Raw genomic sequence first — 25,198 nt, 5'->3', positions numbered from 1 at the left:
CCTTCGGCGCCATCCCCCCGCTCTCGCACTGCTGCGCACTGCGGGCAGGGGGACGCTCCCGGTGCTGCGGGGCGACCCTTGCACGGGAGCTCTGGCCTAGGCAGCGCCAGTTCATGCGCGCGGCATGGATCACTGAAACCACCGCAGATTGCCGTGGCATGGATCAGACCCAAGGCCCGCGACCTCATGGCAAAAAGCGACCGACGCTTGAGTGCCATGACGCCAGTGGGCTATGCTCTGCCCCTACAGCGTGACGCCTTGTTGACCGGATTCGCCCATGAAAGACCTGATCCGCACCGTCTTTTCCATTCGCCAGAAGCGCCGCAGCCCGCCTGCGGGGCCCGTGCCACCCATGGGCAGCCTGCTCATCCGGGGCGAGATCCGCATGACCGTGAACCAGAACATCCCGCGCGAACTGTGGAGCTGGATGCTGCTGTCGGGCTGGCGCGCCATTCCGGTCAAGAAAGACCGCCGCAAGGCACGCGACCTGCCTCCGGGTGCGCTGCTGGAGCTCATCAGCGCCCACCCCACGGAACGCAACACGGTGCACGCCCGCGTCCTCGCCCAAGCCAGCGACAAGCCCCGGTAAAAGACCGAGGGGCCAGCACCACGCGCCATGGATGGCACGGTGCAGGCCCCTAGGTGTAGGGTACGCGGGTCTCAGCGGTAGCTGCGCGCGTCCTCGATGACTTTTCCATCGTTGGGCAGGCTGCCAGGCGCCACCATTTCCACCTCGCCGCGCAGCTTGGTCACCTCGCGCATGGCGTCCTGCAACTGAACAGCGAGACCGCCAGCGGTTTCGGTGGTCTCCACCTGGAGCACCATCTGGTCGTTGGCCATTTCACCACTGACCACGAGCCGGGCACGCTGAACCTGCGGAAAGCGTTTCACGATGGCGTCCACCTGGCCAGGGTGCACAAACATACCGCGCACCTTGGTCGTCTGGTCCGCACGCCCCATCCAGCCCTTGATGCGCGTGTTGGTGCGGCCCGTGGGGCATGCGCCAGGCAGCACCGCAGAGAGGTCGCCCGTGCCAAAACGGATCAGCGGGTAGTCGGGGTTGAGCGTGGTGACCACCAGCTCGCCCACCTCGCCCTCGGGCACGGGATCGCCCGTTCCGGGGCGCACGATCTCGACGATCACGCCTTCGTCCAGCACCAGACCTTCACGGGCCTCGGTTTCGTAGGCAATCAACCCCAGATCGGCCGTGCCGTAGCACTGGTAGCCGGTGATGCCGCGCTCTTGCAGCCAGTCGCGCAGCGAAGGCGGAAAGGCCTCCGCCGAGAGCATGGCCTTGGTCAGGCTGGGCAGGGGAATGCCCATTTCGGCCGCCTTCTCCACGATGATCTTGAGAAAGCTTGGGGTGCCGATATAGCCCGCTGGCTTGAGGTCGGCAATGGCCTGCACCTGCTGCTCGGTCTGGCCCGTGCCGCCGGGGAACACCGTGCAGCCCATGGCGTGGGCGCCGCTCTCCATCATGGAGCCTGCGGGTACGAAGTGGTAGGAAAAGCAGTTGTGGATCAGCTCTCCGGGGCGAAAGCCCGCTGCATAGATGGCACGCGCCATGCGCCAATAGTCGGGGCGTGCGCCTTCGGGTTCGTACAGGGGGCCGGGGCTTGCGAACACGCGCGGCATGGCCTTGCCAAAGCCGACGGCCGCAAAGCCACCAAAGGGGCTGTCGGCGCGCTGGGCTTGCTGGCGCTCCAGCAGCTCATACTTGCGCGTGACAGGCAAGCGGGCCAGGGCCTGGCGGCTGGTGATGGCGGCAGCGTCCACACCCGCCAGGATGCTTGCAAAGGCGCTGCTGGCCTTTTGAGCGTGGGCCACCTGCTGCGGCAATGCAGCCATGTGGGCGGCTTCGCGCTCGGCACTGGAGCGTGTTTCCAGTGCGTCATAGAACTTGCTCATGCCGGGGGCTCCTGTGTCTGAAAGAAATTTGGATAAAAAAGGCCCCTGACGCCCATTCAGAAAGCGCCAAAAGCTATAAAAAATGTAGCAATCAGGCAAGCCAGCGCTTGCGCCGCTTGTAGCTCTTGACGTCCTTGAAGCTCTTGCGCTCGCCGCCGCCGACGCCGAGGTAGAACTCCTTGACGTCCTCGTTGCTGGCCAGATCGACGGAGGCGCCGTCCATCACGACCCGGCCCGACTCCATGATGTAGCCGTAGTCGGAATACTTCAGGGCCATGTTGGTGTTCTGCTCGGCCAGCAGGAAGGTGACCTTTTCCTTCTTGTTGAGGTCTTGCACGATGTTGAACACCTCCTCCACGATTTGCGGCGCCAGGCCCATCGAGGGTTCGTCCAGCAGCACCATCTTGGGGTTGGTCATGAGCGCGCGGCCAATGGCGCACATCTGCTGCTCGCCGCCCGAGGTGTAGGCCGCCTGCGATGTGCGGCGCGTTTTCAGGCGCGGGAAGTAGTTGTAGACCTTTTCGAGGTTGGCGGCGATCTCGGCCTTGCTCGAACGCGTATAGGCGCCGGTCATCAGGTTTTCTTCGATGGTCAGGTGTGCGAAGCAGTGGCGACCTTCCATGACCTGCACCACGCCACGCTTGACGAGGTCGGCAGGCGAGAGATTCTCGATGCGCTCGCCATGCAGCTCGATGGAGCCCTTGGTGACCTCGCCACGCTCCCCCTTGAGCAGGTTGGAGATGGCGCGCAGCGTCGTCGTCTTGCCCGCGCCGTTACCGCCCAAGATGGCCACGATGCCGCCTTCGGGCACCTGCAGCGAGACACCCTTGAGCACGAGGATCACATGGTTGTAGATGACCTCGATGCCGTTGACGTTGAGAACAATGTTTTTTGAATCCATGGTGTTGCCTTCGCTGTGCCAATCGGGAGGGCTGCAAGGCAACCCTTTCGGCTGGCGGCTGTAAAAAACAGCCGGTAAAAACTGGCGCGGCCCAGGCCAGGAACGCCGTGCAAGGGCCGCCCCGCAGCGCTGGCGTTGTCCCCCTTCCGCAGCGCGCAGTGCTGCAAGAGAAGGGGGAAGGCGCGCAGCGCCCCAGGGGGATGTCCTTAGCTCTGGCAGTCAGCCGCGTCGCGACGGGTCAGCTTCTTGTCGGACATGTACTTTTCAGAACCTGCCTTGATCATGGGCTTGAGGATCTGCTCGTCGGCCTGGTACCAGTCCGCGCCGATGTTCCACTTCTTGCCGTCCCAGGTCTGCACGCGGGCCCAGGTCGAACCCATGTGGTCGGCGCAGCTGGTGGACAGCGGACGCATCACGCCACTGAAGCCCAGCGCGTCGAGCTTCTTCTGGTCGAGTGCCAGGTTTTCCAGGCCCCAGCGCACTTGCTCACCGGTCATGACCTTGCCCTTGCCGAAGCGTTCCTGGGCGCGGCGCACGGCCTCGATGCTCAGCATCTGGATGATCACGCCACGGGTGTAGAGCACGGAGCCCACTTCATCCTTAGGCCCGGTGCCCTGACCCTTGTCATGCACATGCTTGAGGATGTCCTGGATGACCTTGGGTTGCTGGCCCGAGCCGTTGAGCGCCAGCGCGTTGTAGCCCTTGGCACCTTCGCCCACGTCACGCACATCGGGTTCCGCGCCAGCCCACCACACGCCATACATCTTGTCGCGCGGGTAGCCAGTGGCCTGGGCTTCCTTCAGGGCGGTGGAGTTCATCACACCCCAGCCCCACAGCAGCACGAAGTCGGGGCGGCTCTGGCGCACCTGCAGCCAGGTGGCTTTCTGCTCTACGCCAGGTGCCGTGACCGGCAGCATCTGCAATTCGAAGCCATGCATCTTGGAACGCTCCTGCAGCAGCGGGATGGGTTCCTTGCCGAACGGGCTGTCGTGATAGACCAGAGCGATCTTCTTGCCCTTGAGCTTGTCCATGCCTCCCAGGTTCTTGCCGATGTGCTGGATCAGGATGTCGGCGCCGGTCCAGTAGCTGCCCATGAAGGGGAAGTTCCACTTGAAGGCCATGCCGTCCTGCGAGACGGACAGGCCATAGCCCAGCGTCATCAGCGGAATCTTGTCGCCAGGGGCCTTCTCGGTCAGTGCGAAGGTGATGCCGGTCGATTGCGGGTCGAACAGCGACACGCCAGGACGGCTCTTGAGGCGTTCGTAGCACTCCACGCCGCGGTCGGTGGCGTAGCCGGTTTCGCACTCCTCAAAGGTCAGCTTCACGCCGTTGATGCCGCCGTCACGGGCATTGATGAGCTTGATGTAGTCCTGCTTGCCGTTGGCCCAGGGCGTGCCATTGGGTGCATAGGGACCGGTACGGTAGGACAGCAGCGGGAAGAACTGCTCCTTGGCCTGGGCAATGGCGCTGGTGCTCAGGGACGAGGCACCTGCAGCCACCACGGCAGCGGCAATCACGATTTTCGAAAGCTTCATGGATGTCTCCTTTGAATGAAAGTGTTGAAGCACGGGAAAAGACCGGGTCTCCAGTGGACGCCCCCTTCAGGAGCGAGCGCATCGGGAATTGCGTGTAAGTGATTTCCTGCAGTGGGCCTGCCTCAGTGGGGGAAGGGCCACAGGCGCATCTTCTGCTTGCCAATGGACCAGAGCTTGGCCAGGCCGTGGGGTTCGACAATCAGGAACCACACGATCAGACCGCCAAAAATGATGAATTCAGCGTGCGATACGGCGGCCGTGGATATCTCGAATCCGAACAGACCCGCCAGCGCCGGGAGGAACTGGTTCAGGAAGATAGGCAGCACCACGATGAAGGCCGCGCCGAAAAAGGACCCCATGATGGAACCCATGCCACCGATGATGACCATGAACAGCAGGCGGAAGGAGATTTCCACCGAAAACGCCGCCGGCTCCCAAGAGCTCAGGTGCACGAAAGCCCACAAAGCCCCTGCCATGCCGATGATGAAGGAACTCACGGCAAACGCGCTCAGCTTGGCGTACATCGGGCGAATACCGATCACGGCGGCGGCCACGTCCATATCGCGGATGGCCATCCACTCGCGGCCGATGGCGCCGCGCACCAGGTTCTTGGCCAGCATGGCGACCACCACCAGCAGCGACAGGCAGAAGATGTACTTGCTCACGGCGCTGTCGATGGGCATGCCCAGCACCTGCAGGTTGCTCACCGACACCGAACCGGAGTCGGAGTTGTTGGTGAACCACTTGATGCGCAGGAACATCCAGTCGCTGAAGAACTGCGCGGCCAGCGTCGCCACGGCCAGGTACAGGCCTTTCACGCGCAGGCTGGGCAAGCCGAACAGGATGCCGAAGAACGTGGCGCACAGGCCGCCCAGAATCAGCGCCGGAATCAAGGGCATGCCAGGGAAGCGCACAAAGAAGTTGAAAGCCCCGTACGCACCCACGGCCATGAAGGCACCCGAGCCCAGCGAGATCTGGCCGCAGTAGCCCACGAGGATGTTCACGCCGAGCGCGGCCATCGACATGATGACCAGCGGGATCAGGATGGCGCGGTAGAAGTAGTCGGTGGCCAGCATGGGAACCACCAGGAAGGCCACCGCCAGCAGCAGGAAGATGGCAATGCGGTCCTGGGCAATCGGGAAGACCTGCTGATCCGCCCGGTAGCTGGTCTTGAACTGGCCGTTTTCGCGGTAGAACATGGGTTCTCTCCTTGTTGTTCTTGTGGTGGTTCAGACGCGGTCGATGATCTTTTCGCCGAACAGACCCTGAGGGCGGAACAGCAGAAAGACCAGTGCCAGCACATAGGCAAACCAGATTTCGATACCACCGCCCACGAACGGGCCGAGGTACACCTCGGAGAGCTTTTCACCCACGCCGATGATCAGGCCACCGATGATGGCGCCAGGCACCGAGGTCAGGCCGCCCAGAATCACCACCGGCAGGGCACGCAGCGCCACAGTGGTGAGCGAGAACTGCACGCCCAGCTTGGAGCCCCAGATCATCCCGGCCACCAGGGCCACCACACCAGCCACGCACCAGACGATGACCCAGATGCGGTTGAGCGGAATGCCAATGGACTGGGCGGCCTGGTGGTCGTCGGCCACGGCGCGCAGGGCGCGGCCGGTCTTGGTCTTCTGGAAGAAGATGCTCAGCAGCAGCACCAGCGTGGCAGCGATGGCAGCAGCGATCACGTCCTCCTTGTTCACCAGGACGCCGCCTTCAAAGACGGACTCGAACAGGAACACCGGATCCTTGGGCATGCCCACGTCGATCTTGTAGATGTCGCTGCCGAAGAGCGTCTGGCCCACACCTTCGAGGAAGTAGGTAATCCCCAGCGTGGCCATCAGCAGCGTCGCGCCTTCCTGGTTCACGAGGTGGCGCAGTACCAGGCGCTCGATGATCCATGCGACGACGAACATGAACATCCCTGCAATCACGAAGGCTGCGAGGTTGGCCACGATGGCGTTGTCGATACCGGTCCACTTGGGGATCCACTCGGAAAAGCGCGCCATGGCCAGTGCCGCGAACAGCACCATCGCACCCTGCGCGAAGTTAAAGACGCCCGAGGCCTTGTAGATCAGCACGAAGCCCAGGGCCACGAGCGAATACAGCATGCCGGCCATCAGGCCGCCGATCAGTGTTTCAAGAAAGAATGCCATTTGCTTGTCTCCCGCCTCAATGGCTGGTGCCCAGGTAGGCTCGGATCACGTCTTCGTTGTTGCGCACTTCTTCAGGCTCGCCATCGCCGATCTTCTTGCCGTAGTCGAGCACCACGACACGGTCGGAGATGTCCATCACCACGCCCATGTCGTGCTCGATCAGCACGATGGTGGTGCCGAACTCGTCGTTCACGTCGAGGATGAAGCGGCACATGTCCTGCTTCTCTTCCACGTTCATACCGGCCATGGGCTCATCGAGCAGCAGCACCTGCGGCTCCATGGCCAGGGCGCGGCCCAGGTCCACACGCTTTTGCAGACCGTAGGGCAACTGGCCCACGGGGGTCTTGCGGAAGGCCTGGATTTCCAGGAAGTCGATGATGTGCTCGACCTTCTCTCGGTGTGCGATTTCCTCGCGCTCGGCGGGCCCCCAGCGCAGCGCCTGCAAAAGGAGGTTGCTCTTGATCTTGAGGTTGCGCCCCGACATGATGTTGTCGATCACGCTCATGCCCTTGAACAGCGCCAGGTTCTGGAAGGTGCGGGCGATGCCCATCTCGGCCACCTGGCGGCTGTTCATGTGGCCAAAGGTCTTTCCGCGGAAGGTGATGGAGCCTTCGGAGGGCGTGTACACACCGTTGATGCAGTTGAGCATGGAGCTCTTGCCGGCACCGTTGGGGCCGATGATGGAGCGGATCTCATGCTCGCGCACGTTGAACGAAATGTCGGTCAGCGCCTTCACGCCGCCAAAGCGCAGACTGATGTTCTTGACGTCGAGGATGACGTCGCCGATTTTTTTCTGGGTCATGGGGTGCTTTCCGGTATCTCAGGCACTGACCTTGGCAGGCGCATGGACCTTGGCGTCGAGGATCTTGAGCGTGGCACTGACGCTGCCGGTGCGCCCATCCTCGAACTTGACCTGCGTTTCGATGAATTGCTCGGTGCGACCGCCATACAGCGCATCGACGAGCACGGCGTACTTCTGGGCGATGAAGCCGCGGCGCACCTTGCGCGTGCGGGTCAGCTCGTCATCGTCGGGGTCCAGTTCCTTGTGCAGCACCAGGAAGCGCGCCACCTGCGTATCGCCCATGCCCGCCTCGGCGGCCAGGTCGGCATTGACCTGGGACACGCAGTCGATGATGAGTTGCAGCACCTGCGGCTTGGAGGCCAGATCCACATAGCCGCCGTAGGGCAGGCCCTGGCGCTCGGCCCAGTTGCCCACGGCCTCGAAGTCGATGTTGATGAAGGCGCAGACCTGGTCGCGGTCGTGCCCAAAGCACACGGCCTCCTTGATCTGCGGGAAGAACTTGAGCTTGTTCTCGATGTAGTTCGGCGCAAACATGGCACCGCCATTGAGCTTGCCCACGTCCTTGGCGCGGTCGATGATGCGCAGCTGGCCGTTGGCATCGATCACGCCGGCATCACCGGTGTGGAAGTAGCCGTTCTCGTCGATCACCTCGGCCGTGGCGTCCGGGCGCTTGTAGTACTCCTTGAGCACCGACACGCCCTTGACCAGCACCTCGCCGTTGTCGGCGATCTTGAGTTCGATGCCGGGTGCCGCCTGGCCCACGCTGTTGAGGTCCACCTGCCGGTCGCGCTGCAGGCACACATAGGCGCAGGTTTCGGTCTGGCCGTAGAGTTGCTTGAGGTTGATGCCGATGGAGCGGTAGAAGCGGAACAGGTCCGGGCCGATGGCCGCGCCCGCGGTGTAGGCCACGCGGATGCGCGAGAGCCCCAGCACATTGCGCAGCGGGCCATACACAGAAAGGTCGTACCACTTGTACAGCAGCCGGTCGCTGCTGCTGACCGGCTTGCCGTCCAGGATGTCGGCGCCCACGCGGCGCGCCAGCTCCATGGCCTTGGCGTACAGCCAGCGCTTGAAGGGGGCAGCGTCTTCCATGCGGATGGACACCGAGGTCAGCATGCCCTCGAACACGCGCGGCGGCGCAAAGTAGTAGGTCGGCCCGATCTCGCGCAGGTCGATCGACACGGTGCCTGCCGACTCGGGGCAGTTGATGGTGAAGCCCGCGACCAGCCACTGGGCCACCGAGAACAGGTGGTCGCCCACCCAGGCGGGGGGCAGGTAGGAAATGATGTTGTCAGTAGGCACCAGGCGATCGACCTCGACCCCGCCCTGCGCCGAGGCGATGAAGGCCGAGTGCGTCTGGCACACCCCCTTGGGCTTGCCCGTGGTGCCCGAGGTGTACAGGATGACCGACACGTCCTCGGGGCGGTTGCGTTCCACCTCGGCCTTCCAGGCGCCGGGGTGGGCGCGGTCCCATTCGGCGCCCAGCGCCATCAGCTTCTCGGTGCTGATGAGGCCGGGTTGCTCGTAGTTGCGCAGGCCACGTGGGTCGTCGTAAATGATGTGGGTGACGCTGGGCACCGACTCGCGCACCTCCAGCAGCTTGTCCACCTGCTCCTGGTTCTCGGCGAAGAAGAACTGCACCTCCGCGTCCTCGATCACGAAGGTCATCTCGGTGGCCACCGCGTCCTGGTACAGCGGAATGGGCACGCCACCCACGCTCTGCACAGCCACCATGCTCATGTACAGGTGCGGGCGGTTGTCGCCGATCAGGGCCAGGTTCTGCCCGCGTCGGAAGCCCAGGGCCAGCAGGCCGCAGGCCAGTTGCTGCACCGTCTGTGCAGCGTCTTTCCAGGTCCAGGTCTGCCAGATACCGTACTCTTTTTCGCGTACGGCCGGGTCTGTCGGGCGCTCGGCTGCATGTTTGAGCAGCAGTTGCGGGAACGTGGTCTTCATTCCGGGTCCTATCGATGGGTCTGCAGTAGCCCTTGCGGGGCAGCAAGCCCAGAGGTCGCCTCTGGGACTTGGTAATTCATAATTGCATGGTAGGAGTTACTTTGACGCCGCGTTGTCTTTGCGATGACAATTTAGGGGTAAATACGGGCGGGGGATAACCCGCAAGCACCCCGTTCAGCGCACAAACCGCCCCTCCCTGTTCACCAGCGTCAGCTCCACAAAGCGCGAAGCATTGCGCTCGGGGACGCTGGCGTTGATCTCGAAACCACCCACATCCATCTTGCGCAGGCCCCAGGTCGCATCGATGAAGGAGGCGCGCATGGGACTCTTGCCCGCGCGCTGCAAGGCTTCGGCAAACACCCGGGCGTTGATGTAGCCCTCCAGGGCCAGGTGCGATGGCTCCATCTTGCTGTCAATGGCCTTCCAGGCCGTCTGAAAATCGCGCACGACCGGGATGATGGCGTTGGTGGGCAGGGGCATGACCTGAGAGATCACCAAGCCCACTGCATGACTACCCAAGGCCTTGACGTTGGCCGCCGTGCCCAGCACCGACAACGCATAGAGCGTGACCCCAGGTCGCAGCGTGCGAAAGGCCTTGATGAACTCCAGCGCAGGCTTGCCTGCCAGGCCCACAAGCACGGCCTCCGGGTTGGCATCGGCAATTTTCTGGGCTGCGGCCGCTGCGTCCGATGCGTTGTTCTCCACGGTGGCCGTGCGGCCCTCGGGAACCTTGGCGCGCTCCATGGCGGCGCGCGCACCGGTCAACACCTCCTTGCCAAAGGTATTGTTCTGCTGGACTACCGCAATACGCTGTATGCCCAACGTGGCAAGGTGTTGAATGCACTTCTCGGCTTCTTCGGCATAGCTGGCGCGGATGTTGAACACATTGCGCGCCCCCGGGATGCGGCTGAGCTGGCCGCCCGTGAACGGCGCAAAGAACGGCACCCCGCTGTCCTGCACCTTCGGCAACATGGCTTCGACCATGGGAGTGCCCATGCAGTTGAACAACGCGAAGCAATCCTTGTCGGCCAGAAAGGTGTCGAGGTTAGCCAAGGCACGCGGCACTTCGTAACCGTCGTCCAGTGTCTGCAGCAGGATCTGACGGCCTTGGATCCCGCCTTTGGCGTTGATGGCGGTGAAAGCAGCCACCGCCCCCTGGTGCATGGCCGAGCCCAGATCCCCCAGCGGCCCCGTCAAGGCCGTGGACTGGCACAACTTGAGCGGTGCCTCTTGGGCCAATGCGCGGGTGGCGGCCAACCAGGGCAGTGCGAGACCAACGCTGGCCAGCACGCGGCGGCGGCTCATGGTGGATGCTTGGAAGGTGGGCATGGTGTCTCCTGGGTTCACACGGCGGTGTAACTTCCTGTATCGTTGTATCTTCAGGTCTAAATTGGAATTATTTTGTCCTTGCGACGACATTTGGGATCGTGGTATTCCCGCATTCCGCGTCGCACTCTGCCCCTGCTGCCTTTCGCTTTACTTGCACCGCATGAGCACCGATCTGTCCTTGCACCACCGCCGCCGCAAACCCACGGCCGATGAACTGGCGGACATTCCCTGGCTGCCCTTGCTGCAACCGCACGAGCGCACCTGCGCCGAAGAGGTGCTGCTGGTGGGCGACGCGCTGCCCGGCGACTATGTGTGCCGCGTTGGGCGCCCCGTCACCTACTGGTTCGGCGTGATCGAGGGCCTGCTCAAGATGAGCAACGACAACGCCGACGGCGGCACCATGACCTTTGCCGGCCTGCCGCCGGGCGGCTGGTTTGGCGAAGGCACGGCCGTCAAGCGCGAGCCCTACCGCTACAACGTACAGGCCCTGCGCAAAAGCGTGGTGGCGGGCCTGCCCATAGACACCTTCCACTGGCTGCTGGACCATTCGCTGGGCTTCAACCGCTTTGTCATGCACCAGCTCAACGAGCGCCTGGGCCAGTTCATTGCGGCGCGCGAGATCGACCGCCTCAACAGCCCCAACGCCCGCGTGGCGCGCAGCCTGGCGGCCTTGTTCAACCCCACGCTGTACCCCGGTGTGGGCCAGGTGCTGCGCATCACCCAGCAGGAACTGGCCTACTTGGTGGGCCTGTCGCGCCAACGCGTGAACGAAGCGCTCGCGGCCCTGCAGGCGCGCGGGGTCATCCGCGTGGAATACGGCGGGGTGCGTGTGCTGGACCTGCAGGCGCTGCGCGACAGCATCCCATCCTCCTGATGATTTGAGAAAAAATGGCCTCCAACGTCCGTCCATCAAGCGCCAGTAGCTTTTATTTTCATAGCAATAGAGATCCTTCACGGGCGGCCGCCGGCATGCACAATGGGCGCCAAGTTTCACAAAGGAGCACCCCCATGGACCTGGGCTTGTCAAGCACCCTGCGCACCGCGCCCGCACTCTGCCTGCTGCTGGGCTTGGGCGCCTGCACCAGCGTGGCACCGCCCGCCCCAGCGCCAGGCGAGGAGCTTCTGGGCCTGAGCGCCCACCACGAACTGCTGCGCTTTCGCGCCGGTGCGCCGCAGCACATCCTGGAGCGCCGCAGCATCAACGGCCTGGCGCCCGGCGACCAGCTCGTGGGGCTGGACTACCGCGTCGCGCGGGGTGTGCTGTTTGCCCTGGCACAGAGCGGGCGCCTGTACACGCTGGACGCTGCCACGGGCGCCGCCAACGCAGTGGGTGCCCCCGATGCGTCGCCCCGCCTGCGCGGGCAGGCCTGGGGGTTCGACTTCAACCCTGCGGCCGACCGCATTCGCGTCGTTTCGGACCAAGGGCACAACCTGCGCCTGCACCCCGACACCGGCCAACAGGTCGATGGCGACGCCACCCAGCCTGGCGTGCAGCCCGACCCCGCGCTGCGCTACGCCTGGGGCGACATGCACGCGGGCCGCACGCCGCACATCGTGGCAGCGGGCTACACCTACAACCAGCGTGACGACAAACTCACCACCAACTACGCCATCGACGCTGCCCTGGGCACGCTGGTGCTGCAGGGTTCGCGTGAAGGCACCCAACCCATGGTCTCACCCAACACCGGGCAGCTGCGCACGGTGGGCTCCCTGGGGCTGGGACCGCTGGAAGACGCATCGTTCGACATTGCCGACGTCAACAACACCGCACTGCTGGCCGCGCGCACCGGTGCGCATGCGCCCACCGTGCTGTACCGTGTGGACCTGGACACCGGCCGCGCCCGAGCGCTGGGCGTGGTGGGCGACGGCGCCCCGCTGCGCGGCCTGGCCATCGTTCCATGATGCCGCTGCCCGCTCCCCGCAAGGCCGCAGCCCTGTGCGCCCTGCTGTGGCTGACGGGCGCAGCCAGCGCAGGCAGCCTGCGCGTACAGGTGCTGGACAGCGCGGGCAAGCCCCTGGAGGGCGCCGTCGTCTCGCTCGTGTCCGATGCCGCGCGCCGCGCGGTGCGCCCCCTGCCCGAGCAGGAAATCTCACAGGAGAACAAGCAGTTTGTGCCTGCAGTGCGCGTGGTCACCGTAGGCACGCTGGTGCGCTTTCCCAACCGCGACAGCGTGCGCCACCATGTGTACTCGTTCTCGCCCACCAAGAAGTTCGAAATCAAGCTCTACGCAGGCACCCCCGCTGCCCCCGTGCTGTTTGACCAGCCAGGCGTGGCCGTGCTGGGTTGCAACATCCATGACCAGATGGTGGGCTGGGTGGTGGTGCTCGACACCCCCTATTTCGCCCAGACCGATGCCCAGGGGCAGGCGCTCCTGGAGGGGATGCCTGCGGGCGCGCACCAGTTGCGCGCCTGGCACGCGCGCCTGCCGGTGGATGTGACGCCACCCCAGCAGGCCATTGCACTCACCGAAGGCTACAGCACCGCCACCGTGCGCCTGGGCGGTCTGCAGCCATGAGCCCAACACCCACCCGCGTGCGCCACAGCCTGATCCTCAAGCTGGTCGGGGTGTCTATCCTGCTGCTGCTCATCGTGCAGGCCGCAGGTTTTGCCGTGGTGCATGTCGGCATCGACCGCAACGCGCGCCTGCAACTGGCGCGAGAGCTCGACAACGACGAACGCGTGTGGCTGCGCCTGCTGGAGCAAAACGCCGAGCGCCTGCGCCAGGGCTCGGCCCTGCTGGCGGCCGACTATGGGTTTCGCGCCGCCGTCAGCTCGGACGACCAGCCCACGATCCAGTCCGCGCTGGAGAACCACGGCGCACGCATCGGTGCGGCGGCCACAGCCCTGCTCGACACCCGCCTGGCGCTGCGCGCGGCCAGCCTGGCGAGCGAGCTGCCGCAGATGCCCGCCGAGCTGCCCCTGGTGGTGCAGGCCCTGGCCGCGCAACCCCAGGGCAGCCAGGTGGCCGTGATTGCGGGGCGGCCCTACCAATTTGTCATGGTGCCCTTGCGCGCACCGTTGGTGATTGGCTGGGTGCTCATGGGCTTCCCGGTGGGCCAGCCGCTGGCCGATGAAATGCGCCAACTGCTCGGGGTGGACGTGGCCGTGCGCGTGCAGGCGGGTGCGAGCACCACGCTGCCGGTGGCCACCGTGCCTGCGCCGGTGCGGGCACGGCTGCTGCAGCCCGGTGCGCTGCCGCTGGAGCTGCAGGCCGGTACGCACACCCTGCTGGTGCGGGCCCGCGCCCTGCCGGCCGTGGGCGGCGAGGTGCACACCCTGCTGTTGCGGTCGGTGGACACCGTGGTGGGGCCGCTGCGCCAGTTGCAACTGCTGCTGGCCGTCATCACCGCAGCCGGTGTGCTGCTGTTTGCGCTGGGCAACGGCGCCATGGCGCAGCGGCTGACCACCCCGCTGCGCTCGCTGCTCACGGCCACCCGGCGCCTTGCGGGAGGCGACTACAGCGAACCCCTGCGCCACACCGGGCGCAGCGACGAGATCGGCGACCTGGCGCGCTCTTTTGACGGCATGCGCCTGGAAATCGCCCGCCAGCAGGCCGAGGTGCGTGACCTGGCCTACCGCGACCGCCTCACCGGCCTGCCCAACCGCGAGCGCTTTCGCCAGGCCGTGATGCAGGCCATTGCGGTACAGCCCCCCTTGGGGAGCACACCCCTGGCAGTTCTGCTGCTGGATCTGGACCGTTTCAAGCATGTCAACGACGTGCTGGGCTACGCCTTTGGCGACCGCCTGCTGCAGGCCGTGGCCCAGCGCCTGCGGCCCCACGCATCCCAGGCCCCCGATCTGGTGGCACGTGTGGGCGGCAACGAATTTGCGCTGCTGCTGCACGGTGCCGACCCCACCCGCGCCCTGAAGGCTGCGCAGACCATCGTGCAGGCCTTTGAGGCGCCTCTGGAGCTGAACGAACAGACCGTGGATCTAAGCGCCGCCCTGGGCATTGCCTGCTGGCCCGGCCACGCCGCCGACGCCGACGGACTGCTCAACCGCGCCGAAATCGCCATGTACGCCGCCAAGCGCACGCTCAGTGTGGTGCAGCTGTACGACCCTGCGCTGGATTCCTCCAGCGCGCAGACGCTCACCTTGCTGGGCGACCTGCGCCGCGCCGTGGAGCAGGACGAACTGCGCCTGTTCCTGCAACCCAAGGTGGCGCTGCAGGGCCACCACACCCTGGCCGCCGAAGCCCTGGTACGCTGGCAGCACCCACAGCGCGGTCTGGTACCGCCCATGCAGTTCATCCCCTTCGCCGAGCAGACGGGCTTTGTGCGCCAGCTCACACTGTGGGTCTTCGAAGCCGCCGCACGCTGGCAGGCGCAGCCCCAGGCGCGTGCGCTGGGCGTGCGCGTGTCGGTCAACCTGTCCACGCGCGACCTGCTGGATCCCGATCTGAGCCATCGCCTGGACGACATCCTGCAACGCCACGGCGTGGCGGCCACGGCCTTTTGCCTGGAGATCACCGAAAGCGCCATCATGGACGACCCCCAGCGCGCCGAGGCCATGCTCAACCGCCTGGCGCAGCAGGGGTTCCGGCTCTCCATCGACGACTTCGGCACCGGCTATTCGTCACTCGCCTACCTGCGCCGCCTGCCGGTACAGGAGCTCAAGATCGACAAGTCCTTCGTCATGGGCATGCAAAGCGCCGAGGGTGACGCCATGATCGTGCGCTCCACCATCGACCTGGCGCACAACCTGGGGCTGAGCGTGGTGGCCGAAGGCGTGGAAAGCGCCGACATCCTGGAGCACCTGCGCAGGCTGAAGTGCGACGAGGCACAGGGCTACCACATCAGCCGCCCCCTGCCGCTGGACGATTACCTGGCCTGGCAGGCGCGCCAGGCCTGAAAGCAACCCCGGCGCGGAATCATTGGCCCGGGGCGTGGTAGCGCCGCGCGCTGGCGCCGCCATCCAAAGCCTGGGGGGGCGGCGTGGACGCAGCCGCTGCGGTGCCCTGGCTGGGACCGGACCAGTCGCGGTCATCGCGCGCGCTGCGCTCCAGCCGGAAAGCGCTCACCACCTGGGTCAGGCGCCCTGCCTGCTCCTTGAGGCTGTCGGCCGCCGCCGCGCCCTGCTCCACCAAGGCCGCGTTCTGCTGGGTCATCACCTCCAATTCGCCCACCGACTGGCTCACCTGCCCGATGCGCTGGCTTTGCTCCTGCGCGGACTGGGTGATCTCGGCCATGATGTCCGAGACCTTGCGCACGGCGCCCACCAGTTCATCCATGGTGCTGCCCGCACGGTGCACCTGCTCGCCTCCTTGCTCGACCTGCTGCACGCTGGCGCCGATCAGGGCCTTGATCTCGCGCGCCGCCGTGGCCGCGCGTCCCGCCAGGTTGCGCACCTCGCCCGCCACCACCGCAAAGCCGCGCCCCTGCTCGCCTGCGCGGGCCGCTTCCACAGCAGCGTTGAGCGCCAGGATGTTGGTCTGGAAGGCAATGCCGTCGATCACCCCGGTGATGTCGGCGATCTTGCGCGAGCTGGCGCTGATTGACTCCATGGTCTGCACCACCTGCGTCACCGCCTGCCCACCGCGCGTTGCCGTCTGCGAGGCGCTGGAGGTCAGGTGGTTGGCCTGGTGTGCGGAATCCGCGCTCTGCGACACGGTGCCGGTCAGATCGGCCAGCGCCGCGGCACTGGCCTGAAGGTTGTGCGAGGTCAGTTCGGTGCGCTGACTCAGATCGAGGTTGCCCGACGCGACCTCCGAGCTGGCCGTGAGGATGGAATCGGCCGCCTGGCTGATCTCGGCCACCAGGGCGCGCAGGCGCTCCTGCATGGCGGCAATGGCGTCGAGCAGGCGGCCGGTTTCGTCGTGGATGCGCACTTCAATGGCCGAGGTCAAATCGCCGCGCGCAATGCGCTCTGCCACCACGACCGCGCGGCCAATCGGCAACGTGATACTGGCCGTGATGCGCCGCGCAATCCACCATCCCAGCAACGCAGCCACCGCCACCAGCCCCGCACCCAGACCGCGCGCCTGGCCCTGCAGTCGCTCGGCCTGCTCGGCCGATGCCGCATTGAGCTGGTTCTGCCGCTCGATCAGCTCCGCCAGCTTGGCGCGCCAGGCGCTCTCGGCGGGCGCGGCGCGGGTCATCAGCGTGAGCGTGGCGCTCACGGTGTCGCCGTCTTCGATGGCCTTGAGGGCAGTTTCCATTTCGGGGCGGGCTTTCTGGGCCAGGGCCTCGATGTCGCTCAGCAGCTGTTGCTGCTCCGGCGTCGTGTCTGCCGAGGCAAAGAGCTTGGCCAGCGCCGCCTGATGCTGCTGGTAGTCCTGCAGCGATTTGCGCGCCGCTGCAATCTGCGCCTGGGCCTGCTGGCCGTCGATTTCGTTCAACATGGCGGCCGAGCGGCTCTGGATGCCCAGGGCACCCACCGTCTCCAGCATGGTGTTGACCCGCTTGGCCTTGGCCGCACCGGGGCCGGTGATGGCGCGCATCTGCTGGTTGACCGTGTGCAGCGACCACAGCCCTCCGGCGGCAATGCCCATCATCAGCACCAGCAGGCAGCCAAACCCCAGGCGCAGCCGTGCTGCGATGGAGAGCGAAGTGAGCGTCTGGGCTAGGGACATAACAAAACCTCCGGTGCCAATGGCAGCAAACCCATGTGGGATGCGGCCCCCGAGTGTATTGACAATACGTTACGCTGTGTACGGGAGATCATGTGGGTTTTCCATGTAAGCATGTGCGCTGTGCATGGGCCCGAATGAGACAATCCGGCCCATGCAAGCCAAGAAGCCCGCCCCGCGCCCCCTGCAGCCCTCCCCAGCGCCCGGCGGCGCCGAACCCGCCGCCCAAGGTACGCGGCTGAACAAGCGCCTGGCGGAGCTGGGCCTGTGCTCGCGCCGCGAAGCCGACGACTGGATTGCACGCGGCTGGGTACAGGTCAATGGCAAGGTGGCCGAAATGGGCACCCGGGTGCAGCCGCAGGACCGCGTCACCGTGCAGCAGGCCGCGCAGCGCCAGCAGGACAGCCGCGTCACCATCCTGCTGAACAAGCCCATCGGCTACGTCTCGGGCCAGGCCGAGGACGGGCATGAGCCTGCCGTAACGCTCATCAACCCGCGCACGCACTGGCGTGACGACCCCAGCGGCCTGCGTTTCTCGCCGCCGCACCTGCGCGGCCTGGCGCCGGCCGGGCGGCTGGACATCGACTCGGTGGGCCTGCTCGTGCTCACGCAGGACGGGCGCGTGGCGCGGCAGATCATTGGCGAAGACTCCACCATGGACAAGGAATACCTCGTGCGCGTGGTGTACCAGGGGCCGGGCCCGCTGCGCGCCCTGCCGCCGGGCGCGCGCGCCGAGCCGCTGCAGGAGATCGACGAGCGCGACCCCGTCAGCACCAACGTGCAGGCGGTGTTCCCGCGCGAGCAACTCGAACGCCTGCGCCACGGCCTGAGCCTGGACGGCCAGCCGCTCAAGCCCGCCAAGGTGGAATGGCAGAACCCCGAGCAACTGCGCTTTGTGCTGCAGGAGGGCAAGAAGCGCCAGATCCGCCGCATGTGCGAACTGGTGGGCCTGAAGGTGGTGGGCCTCAAACGCATCCGCATCGGCCGTGTCACACTGGGCAACCTGCCCGTGGGGCAGTGGCGCTACCTGGGCCCGCACGAACGCTTCTGACAGCCCGTGCTCCAGGTCGCGCCCTGGCCTTTTGTTCGGAGCGCGCATGTCCCCTTCCACACCGCCCCAACCGGGCAAAAAATCCCAGGCCGCGCGCGCAGCCTTGCAATCGCTGCGCCCCGCCGACCTGCGCGGCGCGGCGCGCCTGGCCACCCAGGCCACGGCAGGCGTGGCGCGCATTGCCGAGGGCGTGCACCGCTCGGTGCTGGACACCCTGGGCCTGCCCGGCGCGGCCACGCCGGGGCGCACACGCGGCATCACCGGCCTGGTGTACCAAAGCATCCACGGGGTGACGCATTGGGTGGACGTGGGTGTGCAGGCCGCACTGCGGCGGCTGGAGCCCACGCTGGAGCGCGCAGGCATGGGTGCGCAAACGGCGCCCTCGCCCGAACGCGAGGCACTGCTGTCCGCACTGAACGGCGTGATGGGCGACCGCCTGGCCGCCGATGCCAACCCCCTGGCCCTGCCCATGGAACTGCGCCAGCACGGCCACGCACTGGACCTGGCCGCACTGCGCGCCAGTGGCAAGGCCACCGGCAAGGTGCTGCTGCTGGTGCACGGCCTGTGCATGAACGACCTGCAATGGCAGCGCGCAGGCCACGACCACGGCGCACACTTGGCCCAGGCGCTGGGCTACACCCCCGTGTACCTGCGCTACAACACCGGCCAACACACCTCCACCAACGGGCAGGCCCTGGCAGAGCGCCTGGAAGCCCTGCTGCAAGACTGGCCCGTGCCGGTGCAGGAGCTGAGCGTACTGGCCCACAGCATGGGCGGGCTGGTGGTGCGCTCCGCCTGCCACAGCGCCGCCACGGCAGGCCAGCGCTGGCCCGCTGCCCTGCGGCATGTGGTGTTTTTGGGCACCCCGCACCATGGCGCACCGCTGGAGCGCGCCGGCCACTGGGTGGATGTGCTGCTGGACAGCACCCCCTACAGCCGACCCTTCGCGCGCCTGGGCCAGCTGCGCAGCGCGGGCATCACCGACCTGCGCTACGGCCATGTGCTGGACGCCGACTGGCAGGGCCGCGATCGCTTTCGCCGCAGCCCCGACACCCGCACCCCCTTGCCCCTGCCCGCAGGGGTGGACTGCTACACCGTGGCCGCCACGCTGGCTGCGCGCCGCAGCCCCCTGGCAGAACGCCTGGTGGGCGACGGCCTGGTGCCCCTGCGCAGTGCCCTGGGCCTGCACGACGACCCGGCGCGCTGCCTGGCCTTTGCCAAGCCGCACCAGTACCTGACCTTTGGCACGGGGCACCTGGACCTGCTCAGCGATGCGGGCGTGGCGCAGCAACTGCTGCAGTGGTTCCAGCCAGACTGAAGGCGGCGCCAGAACATTGCTACCATGCTGCCACCCCCCGTACTGCAGCCCGAGGAGACCACCGTGAGCGACCAGAAATACCGTTTGGTAACCCGCAGCGACTTTGACGGCCTGGTGTGCGCCGTGCTGCTCAAGGAGCTGGACCTGATCGACGACATCCTGTTCGTTCACCCCAAGGACATGCAGGACGGCAAGATCGCCATCACCGCGCGCGACATCACCACCAACCTGCCCTATGTGCCGGGCGCGCACCTGGTGTTCGACCACCACGAATCCGAGACCGTGCGCAACCAGGGCGACCGGCCCAACCACATCATCGAGGCGCACGCCCCGTCGGCAGCGCGCGTGGTGTACAACCACTATGGCGGCAAGGCCCGCTTCCCCCGGGTGACCGACGAAATGATGGCCGCCGTGGACCAGGCCGACTCGGCCCAGTATTCGCGCGAAGACATCCTCGACCCCCAGGGCTGGGTGCTGCTCAACTACCTCATGGATTCACGCACCGGCCTGGGGCGTTTCCGCGAATTCCGCATCAGCAACTACGCCCTGATGATGGACCTCATCAACTACTGCCGCGACCACACCATCGAGCAGATCCTGGCCCTGCCCGATGTGCAGGAACGCGTGCAGCTCTACATGGATCACGCCGCGCGCGCCAAGGAGCAAATCCAGCGCTGCGCCCGCCAGGTGGGCAACCTGGTGGTGCTGGACCTGCGGCAGGAAGAGACCATCTGGGCCGTCAACCGCTTCATGATTTATGCGCTGTTCCCCACGGCCAACATCTCCATCCACGTCATGTGGGGCGTGCAAAAGCAGAACACCGTGTTCGCCACCGGCAAGTCCATTCTGGACCGCGGCAGCAAAACCCATGTGGGCAACCTGATGCTGGAATTTGGCGGTGGCGGCCATGCGGCCGCAGGCACCTGCCAGATTGCCAACGACCAGGCCGACGCCGTGCTGCAAACACTGATCCAGCGCATCAACGCAGACGGGTAGGGCAAAAGAGCAACCCCCTGTGGCGCTGCGCGCCTTCCCCCTTCTCTCGGCTATCGCCGGGAAGGGGGACGCCACCAGCGCGGCGGGGCGGCCCTTGCGCGGTGGCCGCTGGTCTGCGCTGCGCTGTTGGCATAGATCGTGCCCGACGCGCAGCGCAAAGGAAACCGGAAACTTTCAATAAAAATGGCATCTAGCGCTTATCCATCAAGCGCTAGTAGCTATCATTTTTGATGATTTGTGCGCTACCAACCTCGGCGCGGCCCAGGGTTGAAACCGGCGCAAGCACCCCCAAATGAACGCCTGCGCGCTGGCCTGGCCGGTGGGACGGGCGGCGCAACCCTTTCCCGCATTGGATTTGTCACTACAACCCCTATGAGCAAACAAACCCTTTCCTTCCAGGCCGAAGTGGCCCAGTTGCTGCACCTGGTCACGCACTCGCTGTACTCCAACCAGGAAATCTTCCTGCGCGAGCTGATCTCCAACGCCTCCGACGCCTGCGACAAGCTGCGCTTCGAGGCGCTGAACAACAACGCGCTGTACGAAGACGCCCCCAACCTTGAAGTGCGCGTGAGCTTCGACAAGGACGCCAAGACGCTCACCATCCAGGACAACGGCATCGGCATGAGCGCGCAGGAGGCCATCGACCACCTGGGGACGATTGCCAAGAGCGGCACCAAGGACTTCATGGGCAAGCTCACGGGCGACCAGAAGGCGGACGCCCAGCTCATCGGCCAGTTCGGCGTGGGCTTCTACTCGGGCTTCATCGTGGCCGACAAGATCACCGTCGAATCGCGCCGCGCGGGCCTCAAGGCCGACGAAGGCGTGCGCTGGGTCAGCGGCGGCGCCGGCGACTTCGAGGTGGAGACCATCACGCGCGCCGCGCGCGGCACCAGCGTCATCCTGCACCTGCGCGACGACGCTGCTGAATACCTCAACGCCTGGAAGCTCAAGCAGGTGATCGGCAAGTACTCCGACCACATCAGCCTGCCCATCCTCATGGAAAAAGAGGAGTGGAAAGAGAGCGAGAAAGAAGGCGAACCCGGCGGCATGGTCAAGACCGGCGAATGGGAAACCGTCAACAAGGCCAGCGCCCTGTGGACCCGCCCCAAGAAAGACATCACCGAAGAGCAGTACCAGGAGTTCTACAAGGCCATCAGCCACGACCACGAGAACCCGCTGACCTGGGCGCACAACCGCGTGGAGGGCAACACCGAGTACACGCAGCTGCTCTACATCCCCGCCAAGGCGCCGTTCGACCTGTGGAACCGCGACAAGAAGGCCGGTGTGAAGCTCTACGTCAAGCGCGTCTTCATCATGGACGATGCCGAGGCGCTGATGCCCAGCTACCTGCGCTTCGTCAAGGGCGTGATCGACTCCAGCGACCTGCCGCTCAACGTCAGCCGCGAGCTGCTGCAGGAAAGCCGCGACGTGCGCGCCATCCGCGAAGGCAGCACCAAGCGCGTGCTGAGCATGCTGGAAGACCTGGCCAAGCATGACAAACACGAAGCCACGGCCGGCGACGACGGCGTGACCGACGTGGTGGACGCCGACGACAAGGCCAAGGAAGGCAAGTACACCCAGTTCTACGCCGAGTTCGGCGCGGTGCTGAAAGAAGGCCTGGGCGAAGACTTCGGCAACCGCGAGCGCCTGGCCAAGCTGCTGCGCTTTGCCAGCACCACCAGCGACAGCGTGAGCGTGGGCTTTGCCGACTACAAGGCGCGCATGAAAGAGGGCCAGGAGGCCATCTACTACATCACCGCCGACAGCCTGGCGGCGGCCAAGAACAGCCCGCAGCTCGAAGTCTTCAAGAAGAAGGGCATCGAAGTGCTGCTCATGACCGACCGCGTGGACGAGTGGGCGCTGAACTACCTGCACGACTTCGAAGGCACGCCGCTGCAAAGCGTGGCCAAGGGCGCCGTGGACCTGGGCAAGCTGCAGGACGAAGCCGAGAAGAAAGCCGCCGAGGAAGCCGCCGAAGCCTTCAAGCCCGTGCTGGCCAAGCTCAAGGAAGCCCTGAAGGACAAGGCCGAAGATGTGCGCGTGACCACCCGCCTGGTGGACTCGCCCGCCTGCCTGGTGGTGCAGGAGGACGGCATGAGCACCCAGCTCGCCCGCATGCTCAAGCAGGCCGGCCAGAAGGCCCCCGAAACCAAGCCCGTGCTGGAGGTGAACGCCGAGCACCCGCTGGTGAAGAAGCTCGACGGCAGCGTGCACTTCCACGACCTGGCCCACATCCTGTTCGACCAGGCCCTGCTGGCCGAAGGCGGCCTGCCGGACGACCCGGCGGCTTACGTCAAGCGGGTGAATGCGCTGCTGGCTTGATTTGAAGAAAAATGGCCTCTGACGCTCGTAGAATGGGCGCTAGTAGCTGTAGAAAAATGAGCGAATAGCCCCGGTGGGATGGAAATTCTGCCGGGGTTTTGTCTTGGGCTTGGGGGTGCTGTAGCCCTAGCGGAGATGTGGAGCTCAACCGTGTCCACCCGATGGCCGGTCATGGCGTTTGCAAGTCGAGCGCCTTCCACGCGGCGAACACATCCACCTGCTTACGCAACCAATCCACGGGCATCGGGCTGGTTCCCCAGTGGTGCAAGCGCCCGAGGGCCTCGCCCATGTTCCACAGGTGCCGCAGTTGGACGAACAGCGGTAGCGCGGCCATGTCCGCTGGCGTGACCTCGCCACCGGCGCTGCGGTAGCCCTGGATGTAGTGCGCCCACCGTTCCAGTAGCAGCTCGTCGGGTTCCTTGAGGCTCTTGCGCGTCAGGTAGGACCAGGGCATCACGCACAGGTCGTAGGCCAGGAAGCCCGGCCCGGCGTCGTCAAAGTCAAAAAACACAGCACTTTTGGCACCGTCGGCATTCGTGGCGATGTGGTTGTTGAAACCATGCGTGTCGCCGTGGCATATGACGCGGCTCAGCCCACCCTTGGCCTGGGCCAGTTCGGCCAGCAGGCCTTGCACCAACTGGCGGTAGGTGTTCAGCAACTCCAGGTCCAGCTCGGGGTGCGTGTGCAGATAGGCCAGGGTTTGCTCCGCCAGGTGACTGCCGTCCAGGGTATATCGGCTGGGCGGACCAGCATAGTCGCGGGCCGTCATATGGATGCGAGCCAACGTGCCGCCTGTCTGCTCGAAGTCTTCCAGCGTGTCCGGCACGGCGCCTGGCGCATGCCGGAACAACGCCATGGCGCGCAGCCCTTCGGGGAAACGCAGTTCCACATGGGTGCGCCCCTGGGCAGTTGGCACCGGCACGGCCACGGCCACGCCATGGGCGTCGAGGTGCGCCAGGAGTGATAGCTCGAAATCGGCGTTGAAATCCCCGCGCGGGCGGATGGAATACAGCCGAACGACGTACCTGCTTCCATCGACAGAGCGCAGTGCGTAGTTGTCGTTCAGGCCCCGGCGAATCAGGTGGCACTGCTGCACCGCAAGGCCGTGGTGCTGCTCCACCCAGCGCACGATAGAGGATGCGGCCGCGGTCGTGTGGGCGGTGACGAGATCAGGGTCGTAGCGTTGGGTGGCATGCATGGTGCATTGTCCCTGCGTTCCAGGCCTGCTGCCTGAACTGCTGCCACGGCTAGAACCGGGCCTCACGCCACCAACGGTTCCTCCTGCATGGCCTCGATCTGCTCGTGCAGCATGTCCACCTGCCCGCGCCAGTAGTCGCTGCTGCCGAACCAGGGGAAATTGATCGGGAAGATCGGGTCTTCCCAGCGGCGGGCCAGCCACGCGCTGTAGTGGATGAGTCGCAGGGTGCGCAGCGGCTCGATGAGGGCCAGCTCGCGGCGGTCGAAGGGGCGGAACTGCTCGTAGCCGTCGAGCAGGGCGCCGAGCTGGTGCGTGCGCTGGCGCCGGTCGCCCGACAGCAGCATCCACAGGTCCTGCACCGCTGGGCCCATGCGGGCGTCGTCCAGATCCACGAAGTGCGGGCCGCCACGGCCCCATTCGTCCAGTGGCGTCCAGAGGATGTTGCCGGGGTGGCAGTCGCCGTGCAGGCGCAGCATGGTGGCATTTTTTAAGCAAAATTGGCCTCCAGCGCCCGTGGATTGTGCGTCAGCAGCTATCAAATCAAGAGCGGCATTGCAGGCCTCGCGCCAGGCTGATTGCACATCGAGCGGGATCAGGGCGTGCGCCAGCAGCCAGTCGCGCGGCTCGGTGCCAAAGCTCTGCAAGTCCAGCGCGGGGCGGTGCGTGAAAGGGCGTGCGGCGCCCACGGCGTGGATGCGCGCGAGGAAGCGGCCGGTCCATTCGAGCACCTCGAAGTCGTCCAGCTCGGGCTGGCGCCCGCCACGCCAGGGGCTGACGGAGAACTGGAAGTCGCCGTGCGGGTGCAGCGTGCGGCCGTCGATCACCAGCGGGCCGACGGCGGGTACCTCGGCGGCCATGAGCTCGGCTGCGAAGGCGTGTTCTTCGAGGATCTGCGCCTCGCTCCAGCGCCCTGAGCGGTAGAACTTGGCCACCACGCGGCTGCCGTCCTCCAGCGTGGCCTGGTACACGCGGTTCTCGTAGGACGACAGCGCCATGAGCCGCCCGTCGCCGTACAGGCCCACGCTGGCCAGCGCGTCGAGCACGGCATCGGGCGTGAGGGTGGCGAAGGGGTGGAGCGGCGCGGTGTCGGGACTAGGGTTCATCCTCTGATTTTCGCCGCCACACCGGCACCCAAGACATGTCATACTTTGTTACAT

Annotated in this window: 20 protein-coding genes; 9 read left to right on the top strand and 11 right to left on the bottom strand. The window is 65.7% G+C overall.

What is annotated here, in order from left to right; genetic code table 11:
- Positions 1 to 277: 277 nt before the first annotated feature.
- Positions 278 to 589 (top strand): hypothetical protein, encoded by a 312-nt coding sequence (locus MJ602_RS04675; protein WP_162017560.1) that lies wholly within the window; start codon positions 278 to 280, stop codon positions 587 to 589.
- Between the two features lie 71 nt (positions 590 to 660).
- Here MJ602_RS04675 and MJ602_RS04670 read toward each other — a convergent pair whose 3' ends face one another.
- The 8 genes from MJ602_RS04670 to MJ602_RS04635 form a co-directional block, all read right to left on the bottom strand.
- Positions 661 to 1,908: a phenylacetate--CoA ligase family protein gene (locus MJ602_RS04670; protein ID WP_162017561.1), complete on the bottom strand. Its 1,248-nt coding sequence runs from the start codon at positions 1,906 to 1,908 to the stop codon at positions 661 to 663.
- A 91-nt stretch (positions 1,909 to 1,999) separates the two neighbouring features.
- On the bottom strand, positions 2,000 to 2,809 hold the full coding sequence (locus tag MJ602_RS04665; RefSeq protein ID WP_162017562.1) for an ABC transporter ATP-binding protein: 810 nt from the start codon (positions 2,807 to 2,809) through the stop codon (positions 2,000 to 2,002).
- A gap of 206 nt (positions 2,810 to 3,015) precedes the next feature.
- Positions 3,016 to 4,344: an ABC transporter substrate-binding protein gene (locus MJ602_RS04660; RefSeq protein WP_243019648.1), complete on the bottom strand. Its 1,329-nt coding sequence runs from the start codon at positions 4,342 to 4,344 to the stop codon at positions 3,016 to 3,018.
- A gap of 122 nt (positions 4,345 to 4,466) precedes the next feature.
- Entirely contained in the window at positions 4,467 to 5,543 is a 1,077-nt protein-coding gene (locus tag MJ602_RS04655; protein WP_243019646.1) for a branched-chain amino acid ABC transporter permease, read from the bottom strand.
- A gap of 30 nt (positions 5,544 to 5,573) precedes the next feature.
- On the bottom strand, positions 5,574 to 6,503 hold the full coding sequence (locus MJ602_RS04650) for a branched-chain amino acid ABC transporter permease (protein WP_243019644.1): 930 nt from the start codon (positions 6,501 to 6,503) through the stop codon (positions 5,574 to 5,576).
- A gap of 16 nt (positions 6,504 to 6,519) precedes the next feature.
- Entirely contained in the window at positions 6,520 to 7,305 is a 786-nt protein-coding gene (locus MJ602_RS04645; protein WP_162017566.1) for an ABC transporter ATP-binding protein, read from the bottom strand.
- Positions 7,306 to 7,323: 18 nt separating this feature from the next.
- Entirely contained in the window at positions 7,324 to 9,258 is a 1,935-nt protein-coding gene (locus tag MJ602_RS04640; RefSeq protein ID WP_243019642.1) for an AMP-dependent synthetase/ligase, read from the bottom strand.
- 174 nt (positions 9,259 to 9,432) lie between these two features.
- Entirely contained in the window at positions 9,433 to 10,587 is a 1,155-nt protein-coding gene (locus MJ602_RS04635; RefSeq protein WP_243019640.1) for an ABC transporter substrate-binding protein, read from the bottom strand.
- Between the two features lie 160 nt (positions 10,588 to 10,747).
- Here MJ602_RS04635 and MJ602_RS04630 point away from each other — a divergent pair, with 160 nt between their 5' ends.
- From MJ602_RS04630 to MJ602_RS04615, 4 genes are all read left to right on the top strand, one after another.
- Complete coding sequence (locus MJ602_RS04630; protein WP_162017569.1) at positions 10,748 to 11,461, top strand: Crp/Fnr family transcriptional regulator; 714 nt, start codon at positions 10,748 to 10,750, stop codon at positions 11,459 to 11,461.
- Positions 11,462 to 11,595: 134 nt separating this feature from the next.
- Complete coding sequence (locus MJ602_RS04625; protein WP_243019638.1) at positions 11,596 to 12,489, top strand: DUF4394 domain-containing protein; 894 nt, start codon at positions 11,596 to 11,598, stop codon at positions 12,487 to 12,489.
- Positions 12,486 to 13,103 carry a methylamine utilization protein gene (locus MJ602_RS04620; protein ID WP_243019636.1) on the top strand — a complete coding sequence of 206 codons (618 nt, stop codon included), beginning with the start codon at positions 12,486 to 12,488 and terminating at the stop codon, positions 13,101 to 13,103. The genes MJ602_RS04625 and MJ602_RS04620 overlap by 4 nt, the downstream gene beginning before the upstream one ends.
- Positions 13,100 to 15,439, top strand: coding sequence for a putative bifunctional diguanylate cyclase/phosphodiesterase (locus tag MJ602_RS04615; RefSeq protein ID WP_243019634.1), 2,340 nt, complete (start codon positions 13,100 to 13,102; stop codon positions 15,437 to 15,439). Before MJ602_RS04620 ends, MJ602_RS04615 begins: the two co-directional genes overlap by 4 nt.
- A 19-nt stretch (positions 15,440 to 15,458) precedes the next feature.
- On the opposite strand, the gene MJ602_RS04610 is transcribed toward MJ602_RS04615, so the two are convergent.
- Positions 15,459 to 17,159 (bottom strand): methyl-accepting chemotaxis protein, encoded by a 1,701-nt coding sequence (locus MJ602_RS04610; protein ID WP_162017573.1) that lies wholly within the window; start codon positions 17,157 to 17,159, stop codon positions 15,459 to 15,461.
- 151 nt (positions 17,160 to 17,310) lie between these two features.
- Here MJ602_RS04610 and MJ602_RS04605 point away from each other — a divergent pair, with 151 nt between their 5' ends.
- The 4 genes from MJ602_RS04605 to htpG all read left to right on the top strand — a co-directional run bounded on the left by MJ602_RS04605 (position 17,311) and on the right by htpG (position 22,843).
- Positions 17,311 to 18,207, top strand: coding sequence for a pseudouridine synthase (locus MJ602_RS04605; protein WP_162017574.1), 897 nt, complete (start codon positions 17,311 to 17,313; stop codon positions 18,205 to 18,207).
- Between the two features lie 46 nt (positions 18,208 to 18,253).
- Entirely contained in the window at positions 18,254 to 19,525 is a 1,272-nt protein-coding gene (locus tag MJ602_RS04600; protein ID WP_243019632.1) for a lipase family alpha/beta hydrolase, read from the top strand.
- A gap of 63 nt (positions 19,526 to 19,588) precedes the next feature.
- Positions 19,589 to 20,521 (top strand): exopolyphosphatase, encoded by a 933-nt coding sequence (locus tag MJ602_RS04595; protein WP_243019898.1) that lies wholly within the window; start codon positions 19,589 to 19,591, stop codon positions 20,519 to 20,521.
- 372 nt (positions 20,522 to 20,893) lie between these two features.
- A complete protein-coding gene (htpG, locus tag MJ602_RS04590; protein WP_243019630.1) occupies positions 20,894 to 22,843 on the top strand; it encodes a molecular chaperone HtpG in 1,950 nt (649 codons plus the stop codon).
- A gap of 169 nt (positions 22,844 to 23,012) precedes the next feature.
- Here the strand turns inward: htpG and MJ602_RS04585 are convergent, their stop codons facing one another.
- Together MJ602_RS04585 and MJ602_RS04580 are read right to left on the bottom strand one after the other, a co-directional pair.
- Complete coding sequence (locus MJ602_RS04585) at positions 23,013 to 24,041, bottom strand: phosphotransferase enzyme family protein (protein WP_243019629.1); 1,029 nt, start codon at positions 24,039 to 24,041, stop codon at positions 23,013 to 23,015.
- Between the two features lie 62 nt (positions 24,042 to 24,103).
- Complete coding sequence (locus MJ602_RS04580) at positions 24,104 to 25,144, bottom strand: serine/threonine protein kinase (protein ID WP_243019628.1); 1,041 nt, start codon at positions 25,142 to 25,144, stop codon at positions 24,104 to 24,106.
- Between the last annotated feature and the right edge of the window lie 54 nt (positions 25,145 to 25,198).

Origin of the sequence: Simplicispira sedimenti, from assembly GCF_022760965.1 — a bacterium.
Classification (GTDB): Bacteria; Pseudomonadota; Gammaproteobacteria; order Burkholderiales; family Burkholderiaceae_C; genus Simplicispira; species Simplicispira sedimenti.
This window is presented reverse-complemented; position numbering and strand designations above follow the sequence as displayed.

Coding starts and splice junctions, on each gene's coding strand:
- MJ602_RS04655 (WP_243019646.1), bottom strand. CDS start 5,543: ATGTTCTACCGCGAAAACGGCCAGTTCAAGACCAGCTACCGGGCGGAT.
- MJ602_RS04615 (WP_243019634.1), top strand. CDS start 13,100: ATGAGCCCAACACCCACCCGCGTGCGCCACAGCCTGATCCTCAAGCTG.
- MJ602_RS04600 (WP_243019632.1), top strand. CDS start 18,254: ATGTCCCCTTCCACACCGCCCCAACCGGGCAAAAAATCCCAGGCCGCG.
- MJ602_RS04630 (WP_162017569.1), top strand. CDS start 10,748: ATGAGCACCGATCTGTCCTTGCACCACCGCCGCCGCAAACCCACGGCC.
- MJ602_RS04640 (WP_243019642.1), bottom strand. CDS start 9,258: ATGAAGACCACGTTCCCGCAACTGCTGCTCAAACATGCAGCCGAGCGC.
- MJ602_RS04580 (WP_243019628.1), bottom strand. CDS start 25,144: ATGAACCCTAGTCCCGACACCGCGCCGCTCCACCCCTTCGCCACCCTC.
- MJ602_RS04660 (WP_243019648.1), bottom strand. CDS start 4,344: ATGAAGCTTTCGAAAATCGTGATTGCCGCTGCCGTGGTGGCTGCAGGT.
- htpG (WP_243019630.1), top strand. CDS start 20,894: ATGAGCAAACAAACCCTTTCCTTCCAGGCCGAAGTGGCCCAGTTGCTG.
- MJ602_RS04605 (WP_162017574.1), top strand. CDS start 17,311: ATGCAAGCCAAGAAGCCCGCCCCGCGCCCCCTGCAGCCCTCCCCAGCG.
- MJ602_RS04625 (WP_243019638.1), top strand. CDS start 11,596: ATGGACCTGGGCTTGTCAAGCACCCTGCGCACCGCGCCCGCACTCTGC.
- MJ602_RS04675 (WP_162017560.1), top strand. CDS start 278: ATGAAAGACCTGATCCGCACCGTCTTTTCCATTCGCCAGAAGCGCCGC.
- MJ602_RS04645 (WP_162017566.1), bottom strand. CDS start 7,305: ATGACCCAGAAAAAAATCGGCGACGTCATCCTCGACGTCAAGAACATC.
- MJ602_RS04665 (WP_162017562.1), bottom strand. CDS start 2,809: ATGGATTCAAAAAACATTGTTCTCAACGTCAACGGCATCGAGGTCATC.
- MJ602_RS04620 (WP_243019636.1), top strand. CDS start 12,486: ATGATGCCGCTGCCCGCTCCCCGCAAGGCCGCAGCCCTGTGCGCCCTG.
- MJ602_RS04670 (WP_162017561.1), bottom strand. CDS start 1,908: ATGAGCAAGTTCTATGACGCACTGGAAACACGCTCCAGTGCCGAGCGC.
- MJ602_RS04585 (WP_243019629.1), bottom strand. CDS start 24,041: ATGCATGCCACCCAACGCTACGACCCTGATCTCGTCACCGCCCACACG.
- MJ602_RS04650 (WP_243019644.1), bottom strand. CDS start 6,503: ATGGCATTCTTTCTTGAAACACTGATCGGCGGCCTGATGGCCGGCATG.
- MJ602_RS04610 (WP_162017573.1), bottom strand. CDS start 17,159: ATGTCCCTAGCCCAGACGCTCACTTCGCTCTCCATCGCAGCACGGCTG.
- MJ602_RS04635 (WP_243019640.1), bottom strand. CDS start 10,587: ATGCCCACCTTCCAAGCATCCACCATGAGCCGCCGCCGCGTGCTGGCC.